The organism is Tenacibaculum aquaeponti (assembly GCF_057221555.1).
Map to the genome: position 1 here is coordinate 3,337,560 of NZ_CM170147.1, position 13,175 is coordinate 3,350,734.

At 28.4% G+C, this 13,175-nt stretch carries 15 protein-coding genes; 9 read left to right on the forward strand and 6 right to left on the reverse strand.

The window, feature by feature from the left end:
• Positions 1-99: 99 nt before the first annotated feature.
• Positions 100-909, forward strand: coding sequence for a DNA alkylation repair protein (locus AC2TEO_RS15230; protein WP_442265634.1), 810 nt, complete (start codon positions 100-102; stop codon positions 907-909).
• A 1-nt stretch (position 910) separates the two neighbouring features.
• Here the strand turns inward: AC2TEO_RS15230 and AC2TEO_RS15235 are convergent, their stop codons facing one another.
• The 6 genes from AC2TEO_RS15235 to rlmH form a co-directional block, all read right to left on the reverse strand.
• Positions 911-1,273 carry a DUF1304 domain-containing protein gene (locus tag AC2TEO_RS15235; protein WP_442265635.1) on the reverse strand — a complete coding sequence of 121 codons (363 nt, stop codon included), beginning with the start codon at positions 1,271-1,273 and terminating at the stop codon, positions 911-913.
• Positions 1,274-1,333: 60 nt separating this feature from the next.
• Positions 1,334-2,359 (reverse strand): M28 family metallopeptidase, encoded by a 1,026-nt coding sequence (locus AC2TEO_RS15240; protein WP_442265636.1) that lies wholly within the window; start codon positions 2,357-2,359, stop codon positions 1,334-1,336.
• 68 nt (positions 2,360-2,427) lie between these two features.
• Positions 2,428-3,225 (reverse strand): ABC transporter ATP-binding protein, encoded by a 798-nt coding sequence (locus AC2TEO_RS15245; RefSeq protein WP_442265637.1) that lies wholly within the window; start codon positions 3,223-3,225, stop codon positions 2,428-2,430.
• A 1-nt stretch (position 3,226) separates the two neighbouring features.
• The gene (locus AC2TEO_RS15250) at positions 3,227-4,258 is read right to left on the reverse strand and encodes a FecCD family ABC transporter permease (protein ID WP_442265638.1); all 1,032 of its coding nucleotides are present in this window, start codon (positions 4,256-4,258) and stop codon (positions 3,227-3,229) included.
• Complete coding sequence (locus AC2TEO_RS15255) at positions 4,251-4,835, reverse strand: non-canonical purine NTP diphosphatase (RefSeq protein ID WP_442265639.1); 585 nt, start codon at positions 4,833-4,835, stop codon at positions 4,251-4,253. Before AC2TEO_RS15255 ends, AC2TEO_RS15250 begins: the two co-directional genes overlap by 8 nt.
• Positions 4,836-4,983: 148 nt before the next feature.
• Positions 4,984-5,457 (reverse strand): 23S rRNA (pseudouridine(1915)-N(3))-methyltransferase RlmH, encoded by a 474-nt coding sequence (gene rlmH / locus AC2TEO_RS15260; RefSeq protein ID WP_442265640.1) that lies wholly within the window; start codon positions 5,455-5,457, stop codon positions 4,984-4,986.
• Between the two features lie 109 nt (positions 5,458-5,566).
• Between rlmH and AC2TEO_RS15265 the strand changes: the two genes are divergently transcribed.
• From AC2TEO_RS15265 to AC2TEO_RS15300, 8 genes are all read left to right on the forward strand, one after another.
• Positions 5,567-6,958 carry a glycoside hydrolase family 99 protein gene (locus AC2TEO_RS15265; protein WP_442265641.1) on the forward strand — a complete coding sequence of 464 codons (1,392 nt, stop codon included), beginning with the start codon at positions 5,567-5,569 and terminating at the stop codon, positions 6,956-6,958.
• Between the two features lie 77 nt (positions 6,959-7,035).
• The gene (gene nadC, locus AC2TEO_RS15270) at positions 7,036-7,896 is read left to right on the forward strand and encodes a carboxylating nicotinate-nucleotide diphosphorylase (protein ID WP_442265642.1); all 861 of its coding nucleotides are present in this window, start codon (positions 7,036-7,038) and stop codon (positions 7,894-7,896) included.
• 3 nt (positions 7,897-7,899) lie between these two features.
• Positions 7,900-8,520, forward strand: coding sequence for a CatB-related O-acetyltransferase (locus AC2TEO_RS15275; RefSeq protein ID WP_442265643.1), 621 nt, complete (start codon positions 7,900-7,902; stop codon positions 8,518-8,520).
• A gap of 9 nt (positions 8,521-8,529) precedes the next feature.
• Positions 8,530-10,638: a M3 family metallopeptidase gene (locus tag AC2TEO_RS15280; protein ID WP_442265644.1), complete on the forward strand. Its 2,109-nt coding sequence runs from the start codon at positions 8,530-8,532 to the stop codon at positions 10,636-10,638.
• A 95-nt stretch (positions 10,639-10,733) separates the two neighbouring features.
• Positions 10,734-11,138, forward strand: coding sequence for a hypothetical protein (locus tag AC2TEO_RS15285; protein WP_442265645.1), 405 nt, complete (start codon positions 10,734-10,736; stop codon positions 11,136-11,138).
• The gene (locus AC2TEO_RS15290; RefSeq protein WP_442265646.1) at positions 11,119-11,715 is read left to right on the forward strand and encodes a pentapeptide repeat-containing protein; all 597 of its coding nucleotides are present in this window, start codon (positions 11,119-11,121) and stop codon (positions 11,713-11,715) included. The genes AC2TEO_RS15285 and AC2TEO_RS15290 overlap by 20 nt, the downstream gene beginning before the upstream one ends.
• Before the next feature lie 100 nt (positions 11,716-11,815).
• Positions 11,816-12,160 (forward strand): hypothetical protein, encoded by a 345-nt coding sequence (locus AC2TEO_RS15295; protein WP_442265647.1) that lies wholly within the window; start codon positions 11,816-11,818, stop codon positions 12,158-12,160.
• A gap of 19 nt (positions 12,161-12,179) precedes the next feature.
• Entirely contained in the window at positions 12,180-13,109 is a 930-nt protein-coding gene (locus AC2TEO_RS15300) for a YihY/virulence factor BrkB family protein (RefSeq protein ID WP_442265648.1), read from the forward strand.
• Positions 13,110-13,175 lie beyond the last annotated feature (66 nt).

The following is a 13,175-nucleotide window of genomic DNA, read 5'->3' on the forward strand; positions in this document are numbered from 1 at the left end:
TTAATATAAGAAAAATAAAGCTTTTTTCTAAATTTATAGAAAACTAAAACTTTATTCAATTAGTTTTTTAGTTAACAACACTATATAAAAAGTTATTTCATGCAAAAAATTCCAGAAGCTATTTTAAATAGAAAGGGAGCTAGAAGTGCTAAAGATTTGAATCCAGAAGCAATAGAATATTTAAATAGAGGATTAATAGAGACTAAAAATTTAATGGAATGGTTAGCTGTTGATCAATTAACTTTATTACAACTAGTTTTAAAATTTTTAGGAAAGGAAACATGGTTTTCTGATTTTGAACAAGCGGTTAATAATCAAAAGAAACCTACTGCAAATAGTAATACAAAAGTTATTGGGCAGACTTTTGGGGTGTTAACTAAAGATAAAAATGTTTACGATTTTTTAAAAAATCATACTTCTGATGTGGTGAGATGTTGGGCTTGTTGGGCTGAAAGTTTACATTTTGATGAAATAGAAAAACTACTGAATGCAATGCAAGTTTATGCTGCAGATACTCATTTTGGAGTACGAGAAGTAGTGATTTTCGCAACTAAAGAAAGAATGATTGAAGATTTAGATAAATCTATAATTATTTTGTCTTCATGGGCTACTCATACTGACGAAAATGTAAGGCGTTATGCTGTAGAGTCGTTAAGACCAGTTGGAGTATGGACTAAAAAAATAGCAGCTTTTCAAGAGAATCCTGAAAAAGGAATTTCTTTATTAACGCCATTAAAATCAGATTCGTCAAAGTATGTTCGAGACGCAGTAGCAAATTGGTTAAATGATACGAGTAAATCTAAGCCAGAGTGGGTTTTAAACATCTGTAAACAATGGGAGAAGGAATCTTCTTCTAAAGAAACAGCTTACATTATAAAAAGAGCATTACGAACAATAAATAAGAAATAACTTATTTTAATAATATCATAACAAGAGTGATAATAGCAGGCAACCCTTGAACATAAAAGATTTTTTTACTTGTAGAGATAGCTCCATAAATACCCGCGACAGCAACGCAACTTAAAAAGAAAATAGAAACATTAATTTTCCATTCTGTATTCTCAATAAAGAAAGTCCAGATTAATCCTGCTGCTAAAAAACCATTATATAATCCTTGGTTCGCTGCAAGAGTTTTGGTTTTAGGGAATAATTCTTTAGGGTAGTGTTTAAAAATTTTTGGTCCTCTTGTTTCCCAAGCAAACATTTCAAACCATAAAATATAAAGGTGAAAAAAAGCTATAAATCCAATTAATGCATTGATTAAAATATTCATATGAAAAGTTTTCTCTAAAATATAAAAATAAAAAAACTCGCCAAACGACGAGTCTCTTTTTTATTGAGCTTTATCGACTACAATTCGATTTTTTCTGTTTGCTACTTCCCATGCAGTATAAAATACTAAACGAGTTCTATTCTCTAGTAGTTCATAATTAATTCTATCAGGAGTATCTGTTGGTTGATGATAATCTGCATGAGTTCCATTAAAATAAAAAATAATTGGAATGTTGTGCTTAGCAAAGTTATAATGATCGGAACGATAGTAAAAACGATTAGGATCGTTTTCATCATTATACTTATAATCTAAATTAATATTCATGTATTTTTTATTAGCTTCTTCAGAAATATTATGTAACTCTGTGCTTAATTTATCTGAACCAATAAGATATACATAATTAGGATTTCCTTTATGGCGAGCGTCAATTCTACCAATCATGTCGATATTTAAATCTGTAACTGTATTTTTTAAAGGGAAAATAGGATTTTCAGTATAATATCTAGAGCCAATTAATCCTTTTTCTTCTGCAGTAACGTGTAAAAATAAAATAGATCGTTTAGGTCCTTTTCCTTCATTAGCTGCTTTTTTAAATGCTTGAGCAATTTCTAAAATTGCAACTGTTCCTGAGCCGTCATCATCAGCACCATTGTATATTTTTCCATTTTTTACACCTTCATGGTCTAAATGAGCAGAGATTACAATAATTTCATCAGGTTTTTCTGTACCTTTAATAAAAGCAACAACATTTTCGGAATCATTTAGCTTTTTTCCTCTACGATTATTGCTTAGATAAGCAGAAGGAACTTTTTGAAAATAATTATTTCCTCCTAAAGGAGAAGCTATACCTTCATTGATATAAAAATCTTTTAAATAATTCACGGCTTTCTTTTGTCCTGGCTCTCCAGTGTTTCTTCCTTCAAATTCATCGGAAGCATAAATAAAGAGGTGTTTTCCTAAATCTTTAGCGGTTATTGTTTCTGCGTATATAGTAACATCGTCCTTTTTAGATTTGTTTTTTTGCTGTGCAGAACTGTTATATGTTATCATAGCAAGTGAGCATGCAGCGAAAATAAAATTCTTCATTATAAATAAATTTGTTTTATAAAATATGCGGGAATCAAATGTAGGTTAAAACCTACAGAGCTTCAAATTTAATTTTTGTTAATTACGAATTGTTGTAATTTCTTGTTAAACTTAATGTTATCTTTAGGAAATAATAAAGAAAAAGCATCAGAATCTATTAAAGTAGATAAATCTCCACTAAAGAGTTGTTTTTGAGTTAATAAAATGAATTCATTTGCAAGTTGCATTGCGAGATTAACTTCATGAGTAGAGATGATAATCGTTTTATTCGTGTTTTTTACAAGGTTTTCTAATAAAGAAAAAACTTTATAAGTATGATGAATGTCTAAATGAGCAGTTGGTTCATCTAAAATTATAACTTCAGTATCTTGAGCTAAAGCTCTTGCAATAAGTACTCTTTGAAGTTGACCGTCACTTAATTGATAAAAAGGTTTGCTTTTTAAATGAGTGATATCGGTTAAATCCAATGCTGTTTGAATTTTTTTCATATCATTAATTGACAAACGATCTAACCAGTTAGTGTAAGGTTGTCTTCCTAGGGCTACAATTTCAAAGACAGAAAGTTGACTTTCAGGTAAACGTTCAGTTAGTACAACGCTTAAAATTTTAGCTAACTCTGCATGAGTATAGTTTTCTAAAGGAGAGTTTTGAATTAAAATTTCTCCAGATATAGGTTTTTGAACTTTACTTAATGTTCTTAGAAGTGTAGATTTTCCTGCACCATTTTTTCCTAACAAAGCGACTAATTTACCTTTAGAAATAGATAAATTGATGTCTGAAACTATAGTGTTAGTTTGTTTTTTTGACTGATAACCAACAGATAAGTTTTTAGTTTTTAGAATTATATTTTCTTTATCGATGTTCAAATTACACGTAAATTTTTTTCTTTCTTACTAAAAGCCAAATTACAACAGGGGCTCCAAATAATGAGGTAATTGCATTTATAGGTAAAGTAAATTGGTGTTTGGGAAACTGAGCAATTGTATCACAAATTAATAAAATAATTGCTCCTGTAATAGTTACAGCTGGGATCAATATTTTATGATTTGAAGTTTTAAAAGCTAACTTGGTTATGTGTGGTGTTGCTAAACCTATAAAAGCAATTGGTCCACAAAATGCAGTTATAATTCCGGTTAAAACACTAGTAATAATTAATATTATATTTCTGCTTCTTTTGGTATTAATTCCTAGGCTTTTGGCATAATTTTCACCAAGTAAAAAGCTGTTTAAAGATTTAATTGAAGCAAAAATTCCTGATGCGCATATAAAATATATTCCAGAGAAAATTAAAATTTCATTCCAAGTTAAATTTCCAAGACTACCAAATCCCCAAAAAACAAATTGTTTAACTTGTTCAGCTTCACTAAAATATGAAAGAACGTTTATTATAGCGGAAGTAAGAGCACCAAACATTAATCCTATAATTAATATAGACATAGTGTTTCTTACTTTGTTAGCTGCTAAAATAACTGCAATTAAAACTAAAAAAGCACCTAAACTAGCTGCTAAAGGCAAACCTAAAGTATGTATATCAAAACCTAAAAAACCTCCTATAAACCCAGAGCCTAAAACAAATAAAGCAACTCCTAAACTTGCTCCAGAAGAGATGCCTAATACAAAAGGCCCAGCTAACGGGTTTCTGAATAATGTTTGCATTAATAAGCCGCTAACAGATAACCCCGAGCCAACTAAAATAGCAGTGATTGTTTTTGGTAATCTATAATTAATAATAATAGTTTCCCAGCTAGTTTTAGATGGGGTTTTTCCTAGTAAAGTATTAATAATTTCTTTGAAAGGAATAGCTACCGAACCTAAACTAATATCTACTAAACTAAAAAATAATAGCGCAAAACAAAGAATTGTAAAATGGGAATAATATGTTTTTTTTAAGTTAGTCAATTAATGAAGTTTTTAGAAACTCAACAAGTTTTTGAATAGCTAAACCTCTATGACTAATTTTATTTTTTGCTTCTGAACTCATCTCAGCAAAAGACTGTTGGTATCCTTTGGGCTGAAAAATTGGATCATAACCAAAGCCTTTCTCTCCTTTTTTATCAAGTAAAATATTTCCTTCACAAATACCATTAAAAAGGAATTGCTCCCCATTTAAATTTAAACAAATTGATGTTCTAAATTGAGCTTTTCTGTTTGTGTTTTGATTGAGGTTTTTTAGAAGTTTAGTCATATTATTTTCTGCGTTAGCAGGTTCACCTGCATATCTGGCTGAATATACACCAGGTTCGCCTTGTAAAGCTTCCACTTCTAATCCTGTATCATCAGCAAAACAGTTATAGTTATAATGATTAGTGATATGATTGGCTTTAATTTTAGCATTACCTTCTAAGGTAGTTGCAGTCTCTTCTATATCTTCAAAACAATTAATGTCTTTTAATGATAAAAGTTCAATAGAATCAGGTAACATTTCTTGAACTTCTTTTAGTTTATTTAAATTATTGGTTGCAAAAACTAATTTCATATCTAAAAATTACTTAAACAAAAGTAGGATTTTTTATCATCTCTAAGGTGGTTTGTTGCATAAATAAATTGTGTGAATAATGCCTGAATTAACTTCTAAAAAGATACTTGTAATATCTTGTAAAAGTTTGAATTTTAAATGCTTTTATTTATTCATGATGATATGGCTCGTTTTTTAAAATGGTATAACCACGATAAATTTGTTCAATAATAAATAAACGAATCATTTGATGAGAAAAAGTCATTTTCGATAAAGATAATTTTCCGTTAGCCTTTTTATATACAACGTCAGAAAAACCATATGGGCCTCCAATAACTAAAACTAATTGTTTAATACCTGAATTCATTTTTTTTTGGAGAAAATTAGAAAACTCAATAGATGTGTAGTGTTTTCCTTTATCATCTAAAAGAATAAGTTGATCTGTATTTTGAAGTTTTGAAAGAATAAGTTCACCTTCTTTTTCTTTTTGTTGTGCTTCTGATAAATTCTTAACATTCTTTATATCTGGAATAATTTCAACTTCAAATTTCACGTAATGTTTTAATCTTTTTTGATAGATGTTAATTAACTGAATTAAATTTTTGTCATCAGTTTTACCTACAGCAAGTAATTTAATTTTCATGATCTGGTGATTTAAAACAAAACTAGATTAAAAATCAGTTAATTCCCTCTTTTATTTAAAAAAATAATAAACTAAATTTAAGGTGTAAATTATTGAATATTATATTATTATGAGAAGTCCCCTAAAAAAGATCATAATAGTTTTTCTGTGTAGTGTTTGTTTTAGCTGCTCGAAAGATTATTTAGAAGAACAAACTCCAGTTGAATTTGTTCAAGAGAAAATCAAAGAAGAAAAGTTTTATAAAAAGTGGAACTTTAATGAAGAAGAATATGATATTAAAAATGTAATAAAAGAAGAAGAAAGTAAAAGTATTTCGAATACTACTAACGAATTACTTTACAGGAGAGGAGGAGCAGTTACTGGGAAAAAAATTTATGTTCACTACATGCCTTGGTTTCAAACTAAATCAATAGATGGTTTTTGGGGGCAACATTGGACTATGATGAATCAAGATCCAGACCAGACTGATGAAAACGGAAAAAGGCAAATTGCATCACATTATTATCCTTTAATAGGTCCTTATTCAACAAATGATGAAGATTTACAAGAGTATCATCTTTTATTAATGAAATTTAGTGGTATTGACGGTGTAATTTTTGATTGGTATGGAATTAGAGATGTTTGGGATTTTGATTTGATTAAAAGAGGAACAGATAATTTTATTTCTCAATTAGAAACTTCAAGAATGAAATTTGCTATAATGTATGAAGATAGAGTAGTAAATGAACAAGCAAGAGGGTTAACAGATTTGCAATTAAATCAGGCTATTGCGGATATAGATCATATTAATAAAAAATATTTTAGGAATAGAAACTATATAAAAGTTAATGGTAGGAATTTACTAATGATTTTCGGTCCAAATTATATAGATGATTCATCAGATTGGGAGAAAATTTTAGCATCTGTACAGAATCAAAGTGAGGTATTAACTTTATGGAATAGTAGAGAGATTTTAGGAACTGATATTTGTTCTGGAGAATATGCATGGATTGATAAAAAACATTTACAAACACTTAAAGGTTATTATAATTATGAAGCTAATTTTAATGATGAAATTATTGGAGGAGTAGCTTATCCTAGATTTAATGATTTTTATAAAGAAGGTGGTTGGAGAGATGTAAATGAAGGTGAATGGGAATTAGAGGGTAATGGAACAAATACTTTTGAAGAGTCTTTTGTAGAATCAGAAAATAGAAATACAAACTTTATTCAAATAGCTACATGGAATGATTTTGGAGAAGGTACAATTATTGAGCCTACTAAAGAGTTTGGTTTTCAGCATTTAGAAAAATTACAAAGCTTTACAGGAGTTAATTACAGAAAAGAAGATTTAAGAATACCATTTTATATCTATAAGTTAAAGAAACAATTTCCAGATGATTATGCTGTTCAGTTTTTAACTAAAAGAGCTTGGTATTATGCAATGGAAGGACAGTTAAAAAGATCTAAGTTTTTATTAAGCTTGTTGTTTTTTTATTACGGAGATGAGTTTATTTCATAGTTTTTATAATTAATAGTTCGAGTTGAATTTTATTTATAGAGGTAAAACATTATTTTTACCTCTATAATAAAATTTACATGATATCTCAAGAACAATTTAATAAAGAACTAGAGTTAATTATAGCAAATGCAATTCGTGAAGATATAGGAGAAGGAGATCATACTTCATTATCTTGTATTCCAGCAGACGCTACAGGTAAAGCAAAATTATTAGTAAAAGACGAAGGAGTAATCGCAGGTGTAGAATTTGCTAAGCAAGTTTTCGCTTATGTAGATAAAGATTTAAAAGTAGAAACTTTAATAAATGATGGAGAAAAAGTAAAATATGGAGACATTGTTTTTTATGTTTCCGGGAAATCTCAATCTATACTACAAGCAGAACGTTTAGTTTTAAATGCAATGCAACGTATGAGTGCTATTGCAACTAAAACAGGATACTTTATGGGATTGTTAGAGGGAACAAAAACAAAAGTATTAGATACGCGTAAAACAACTCCAGGAATTAGAGCATTAGAAAAATGGGCTGTAAAAATTGGTGGAGGAGAAAATCATCGTTTTGCTTTATATGATATGGTTATGATTAAAGATAATCATATCGACTTCGCTGGCGGAATAACCCAAGCCATTACAAAAACAAAAGCTTATTTAGCAGAGAAAAATTTAGATATTAAAATTATAGTAGAAGCTAGAAATTTAGATGAAATTAAAGAAATTTTATCTAATGAAGGAGTGTATAGAATCTTAATAGACAATTTTAATTACGAAGATACAAGAAAAGCTGTAGAGCTTATTGGTGATCAATGTTTAACTGAAAGTTCTGGAGGGATTAATGAAAAAACAATTCGTAAATATGCTGAGTGTGGTGTTGATTTTATCTCTTCTGGAGCATTAACTCATTCTGTTTATAATTTAGATTTAAGTTTAAAAGCAGTAGATTAATTCATGATCGGACCTGATAAGAATAGTAAGTTTCCTTTGCCTAATTACGATAAATTATGTTTTCTGAAAAATGTAATTAAAAATCCAAATATTATTGTTGGAGATTATACCTATTATGATGATTTTGAAAATGTAGAAAATTTCGAAAAAAATGTAAAGTATCATTTTGATTTTACAGGAGACAAGCTAATCATTGGTAAATTTTGTATGGTTGCTTCTGGAGTCAGTTTTATTATGAATGGAGCAAATCATTTAACAGATGCAATTTCTACTTATCCTTTTGCCATTTTTGGAAATGGTTGGGAGAAATCAATGGAAGGAAAATCTTATCCAAATAAAGGAGATGTAGTTATTGGTAACGATGTTTGGATTGGTCATAATGCAACAATAATGGCCGGAGTTACTATCGGTGATGGAGCTATAATTGCTACAAATTCAACAGTAATTAAAGATGTTCCTCCCTACACAATTGTAGGAGGGAATCCAGCAAAAGAAATAAAAAAACGTTTTAATCAAGAAACTATAGATGAGTTATTAATGTTAAAATGGTGGGATTGGCCAATTGAAAAAATCACGGAAAATCTTCAAAATTTAACTGGTAATTCAATAGATAAACTTAAATAACAATCCAAAATGAAAAAACATATACTAATGGTTACAGTTTTAGCTCTAGCATTTAGCTGTAATACAAAAGAACCAAAAAAAGAAAATACCGAAGATATGAGTACTTCTGAAAATCCTTTATTAGTAAAAAGTAGTTTAGATTACGGAGCTCCAGATTTTACCAAAATAAAGAATGAGCATTTTATGCCTGCTATTTTAAAAGGAATGGAAGTTCAAAATTCTGAAATAGCAAAAATAGTAGCGAATACAGAAGCACCAACTTTCGAAAACACAATTTTAGCTTTAGAAGAAAGTAGTAAAACGTTAGATAATGTAAATGCTATTTTTTCTGCATTAACTAGTGCACATACAAACGACGTTATTCGTGAAAATCAAAAAGAACTAGCGCCTAAATTTTCTAAACACGGAGATAATATTTTATTAAACACAAAATTGTTTGAAAGAATTAAAACAGTTTATAATAGTTTAGAAAGTTTAAATTTAGATCCAGAGTCTAAACATTTAGTAAGTGAATACTACAAGAATTTTGTAAAAGCAGGAGCAAATTTATCAGAAGATAAAAAAGAGGAATTAAAAGCAATTAATGCTCAATTAGCTAGTTTATCTAACGATTTTGGGAAAAAAGGAGTAGACGCTATGAAAAAAGGAGGCGTTTTAGTTACTGATAAAAGTGAGTTGAAAGGTTTTTCTGAAGAAAAGATTAAATCTATCGAGAAAGATGGGAAGTATGAAATTCAATTAATTAATACAACACAACAACCATCTTTACAAACATTAGAGAATAGAGAACTTCGTGAAAAGTTATTCAAAAAATCTTTTTGTAGAACTGAAGGAGGAGCTTATGATACTTCAGATTTAGTAAAACAAATGGTAGAATTAAGAGCTAAAAAAGCTGAAATTTTAGGTTTTGATAATTATGCAAGTTGGAGTTTGCAAGGAACTATGGCAAGCACACCAGATAAAGTTTTTGAAATGTTTAAAAACTTAATTCCAGGTTCATTAGAAAAAGCAGCTTCAGAAATAAAAGAAATTCAAACAGAAATCAATAAAGAAGGTGGAGATTTTGAATTAACGCCATACGATTGGAACCATTATGCAGAGAAAGTTCGTAAATCCAAATACAATTTAGATGAAGAAGAAGTAAAACAGTATTTCGAAATTAATAATGTTTTAGAAAAAGGAGTCTTTTTTGCGGCGAATAAATTATATGGAATTACGTTTAAAAAGCGCGAAGATATTCCAGTATATCATCCAGATGTTGTAGTTTATGAATTGTTCGAAGAAGATGGAAGTAAACTAGGTTTATTTTATGGTGATTTCTTTGCTAGAGATAGCAAAAGAGGAGGAGCTTGGATGAGTGCTTTTGTGAAACAATCAAAATTGCGTAATCAAAAACCTGTAATTTACAATGTTTGTAATTCTCCAAAACCAGCAGAAGGAGAGCCTGCTTTAATTAGTTTTGATGAAGTAGAAACAATGTTTCATGAGTTCGGTCATGCGTTACATGGTTTATTTGGAGATCAAATATATGCTTCAATTTCAGGAACAAGTACAGCGAGAGATTTTGTTGAGTTTCCATCACAATTTAATGAAAATTGGGCAACACATCCAGAGGTGTTAAATAATTATGCTTTACATTATAAGACAGGAGAAGTAATTCCTGATACTTTATTAAAAAAAATAAAAGCTGCAGGAACATTTAATCAAGGGTATTCAATTATAGAAAATCTATGTTCATCAAATTTAGATATGCAATGGCATACTATCGGTAAAGATGTAAAAATCGAAGATGTTGCAAAGTTTGAAAAAGAAGCCTTAGAAAAAATGAATTTAAATATAGATCAAATTCCTCCAAGATACAGATCTACTTATTTTGCTCATATATTTAGCGGAGGTTATGCTTCTGGTTATTATTCGTATTTATGGACAGAAATGTTAAGTCACGATGCTTATGATTGGTTTAAAAATAACGGACTATTAACTCGTGAAAATGGAGATAAATTCCGTAAAGAAGTATTGTCTAGAGGGAGTACTATGGATTATGCTGAAATGTATAAAACATTTGCAGGAAGAGATCCTCAAGCAGAACCAATGTTAAAAGCTAGAGGACTAAAATAGATTAAACGATAACGGTTATAAATTAAAAACGATCAGAAGAATATTCTTTTGATCGTTTTTTGTTAATATATAATATCTTTATTAAAAAATAAATAATGAGATTAGGTGTACTTTTTATATTGTTCACTTCTGTTATTCAAGCACAAAACTTTAATGTAATTGGAAAACAATTTATAGCCCGTGTAAACTCGGTTTGTGAAGAAACTCCAGATGATAATCCTTGTGCTGGAGAAGAAATTTATGTGGTTGTTAAATTTTTAAAAGATAAGGTTGAACTTGCAGAAAAAGGAGTTTCGTCTTGTGATAAAGAAACATACATACGAAAGTTTAAGTATAACTATGAAATAAAAGAAAATGATATCCTAATAGCTTTAAAACCAGAAGATGTTGAGTACACTCATCTTAAAGAAATAAAGTTTGCTATTGAAAACAAAAAATTATTTGGCTCTATAACTTATCCGAATGGAAAAATTATAGTTTATGAATTTAAAGAAGAATAATACAATGAATGATTATTATGATAATGAAACATTTAAAAAAGTAGCTTTTACAAATGATCAAATAAGTAGATCAGATTTTGATTCTTGTACATTTGAGAATTGCGATTTTTCGAATATGCACGTTGTAAATTCAGAATTTTTAGAATGTGAATTTATCGATTGTAATCTGAGTAATACAAGATTGAAAGAAAGTAGTTTTAAAGATGTACATTTTTGTAGTTCAAAATTATTAGGAATTAAGTTCTATGAAATAGATCCTTTTTTATTGAAGATAAATTTTACCGATTGTCAAGTTGATTACTCTTCTTTTTATCAGTTAAAAATGCAAAACTTTCAATTTGTAAATTGTAGTATAAAAGAGGTAGATTTTACCGAAGCAAATCTTCAATTTAGTTATTTTGATGATTGTGATTTACTTGGGTCAATTTTCGAAGCTTCAGATTTAAGAAATGTAAATTTTAAAACAGCACGTAACTTTTCTATCGATTTAGAGTCTAATAGAGTAGAAAAAGCAATTTTTTCAAAAGATAATGTTGCTAATTTGCTAGAAAAGTATAAAATCAAAATTGTTTCGTAAATTGGATATAAACTCCATCATTTCAACTTTCTTTATTTCTATTATGATCTTGTTTTTCATAACAGGTGTAATGTATACAATGAATCAAAAAAAGAAAACAATGCGTTTATTTTCTGATGAACCATTAATAAATTCATTTGCTAATGTTGAAATAAAAAATATAGAATCCATAAAGAGAAGCTTTTGGATTGGTAATGTGAAATTATTTAAAAACTATATTCTAATAAAGAGTAAATATAATTACGATGTAATCCAGTTAAACACGAATTTAGAAAATGATTTAAAGTTTAAAATTCTGTATCAATCTTCATCAATAGAAAACAAAACAATCAAAATTATTGGAACCAAAAACAGACTATTTGAAAAGAATTCTATTCAATTAAAAATTAAATTTAATAGTGAATCAGATTCAAAAATGGTCTATTCATTTTTAAATCAAGGATAAAAATCAGATTTTTGCATTAATGTCAAAAAGAATAGAAGAAAATTTAGAGAAAATTCCAGTAGTAAATTGGTTAGTTAAATTTGGAAAAGAAATTAAAATTCCTGGTTTAGAAGGCTTATCCTTATACGATGTTATAGAAATGTATATCATTGGAATTGTTAAAGGAGCATTAACGACTAGAGCAGGAGGAATTGCTTTTAGTTTCTTTATGGCAATTTTCCCATTTTTATTATTCATTTTAACCTTAATTCCATACATACCTGTTGATGGTTTTCAAGAAGGTTTATTCGATTTAATTAGAGAAGGTTTACCACCAAAAACTTTTGATGCAGTTGATGGAGTAATAAAAGATATTTTAAATAATCAATATGGAGGTTTACTTTCTTTTGGTTTTTTAACTTCAATTTTTTTAATGACAAATGGTGTAAATGCCATTTTTGGAGGTTTTGAGTATTCGTATCATGTTCAAGAATTTAGAAATGTATTTAAAACATATTTAGTTTCTTTAGGAGTATCGCTTTTAATGTCTTTCTTTTTAATTATAGTAGTATGTTTGGTGGTATTGTATCAAATAGCTTTATCAAAAATTGATGAGATAGGTTGGTTTGATACTAGTGAATTAAATCTATTTTATTTAGGAAGAGGATTCTTGTTTTTAGTTATGATTTATACCATTGTTTATTTGTTGTTTAGATACGGAACAAAACAAGGAAATACTACAAAATTCTTTTCAGCAGGAGCCTTTTTAACGACAGTTGTATCGTTGTTTACCTTTTATCTTTTTGGAATTTATGTTTTAGAATTTGCGAAATACAATCAATTATATGGTTCTATAGGTACACTTTTAATTTTAATGTTATTTGTTTGGTTAAATGCAATAGTGTTATTATTAGGCTTTGAACTAAATGCTTCAATCTATCAATTAAAACGTCGAAATAAAACTTCATAATCCGCTAATAAATTCAGATATTTGCAGGCTCAAAACGATGTAGTTAAAAGAATTAAATAGATTATT

Excerpts from the sequence above, each read along its gene's own strand:
- AC2TEO_RS15240 (WP_442265636.1), bottom strand. The coding sequence starts at position 2,359 with ATGAAGAATTTTATTTTCGCTGCATGCTCACTTGCTATGATAACATAT.
- AC2TEO_RS15275 (WP_442265643.1), top strand. The coding sequence starts at position 7,900 with ATGATCGGACCTGATAAGAATAGTAAGTTTCCTTTGCCTAATTACGAT.
- AC2TEO_RS15265 (WP_442265641.1), top strand. The coding sequence starts at position 5,567 with ATGAGAAGTCCCCTAAAAAAGATCATAATAGTTTTTCTGTGTAGTGTT.
- AC2TEO_RS15280 (WP_442265644.1), top strand. The coding sequence starts at position 8,530 with ATGAAAAAACATATACTAATGGTTACAGTTTTAGCTCTAGCATTTAGC.
- AC2TEO_RS15230 (WP_442265634.1), top strand. The coding sequence starts at position 100 with ATGCAAAAAATTCCAGAAGCTATTTTAAATAGAAAGGGAGCTAGAAGT.
- AC2TEO_RS15255 (WP_442265639.1), bottom strand. The coding sequence starts at position 4,835 with ATGAAATTAGTTTTTGCAACCAATAATTTAAATAAACTAAAAGAAGTT.
- AC2TEO_RS15300 (WP_442265648.1), top strand. The coding sequence starts at position 12,180 with ATGTCAAAAAGAATAGAAGAAAATTTAGAGAAAATTCCAGTAGTAAAT.
- AC2TEO_RS15295 (WP_442265647.1), top strand. The coding sequence starts at position 11,816 with ATGCGTTTATTTTCTGATGAACCATTAATAAATTCATTTGCTAATGTT.
- nadC (WP_442265642.1), top strand. The coding sequence starts at position 7,036 with ATGATATCTCAAGAACAATTTAATAAAGAACTAGAGTTAATTATAGCA.
- rlmH (WP_442265640.1), bottom strand. The coding sequence starts at position 5,457 with ATGAAAATTAAATTACTTGCTGTAGGTAAAACTGATGACAAAAATTTA.
- AC2TEO_RS15290 (WP_442265646.1), top strand. The coding sequence starts at position 11,119 with ATGAATTTAAAGAAGAATAATACAATGAATGATTATTATGATAATGAA.
- AC2TEO_RS15285 (WP_442265645.1), top strand. The coding sequence starts at position 10,734 with ATGAGATTAGGTGTACTTTTTATATTGTTCACTTCTGTTATTCAAGCA.
- AC2TEO_RS15235 (WP_442265635.1), bottom strand. The coding sequence starts at position 1,273 with ATGAATATTTTAATCAATGCATTAATTGGATTTATAGCTTTTTTTCAC.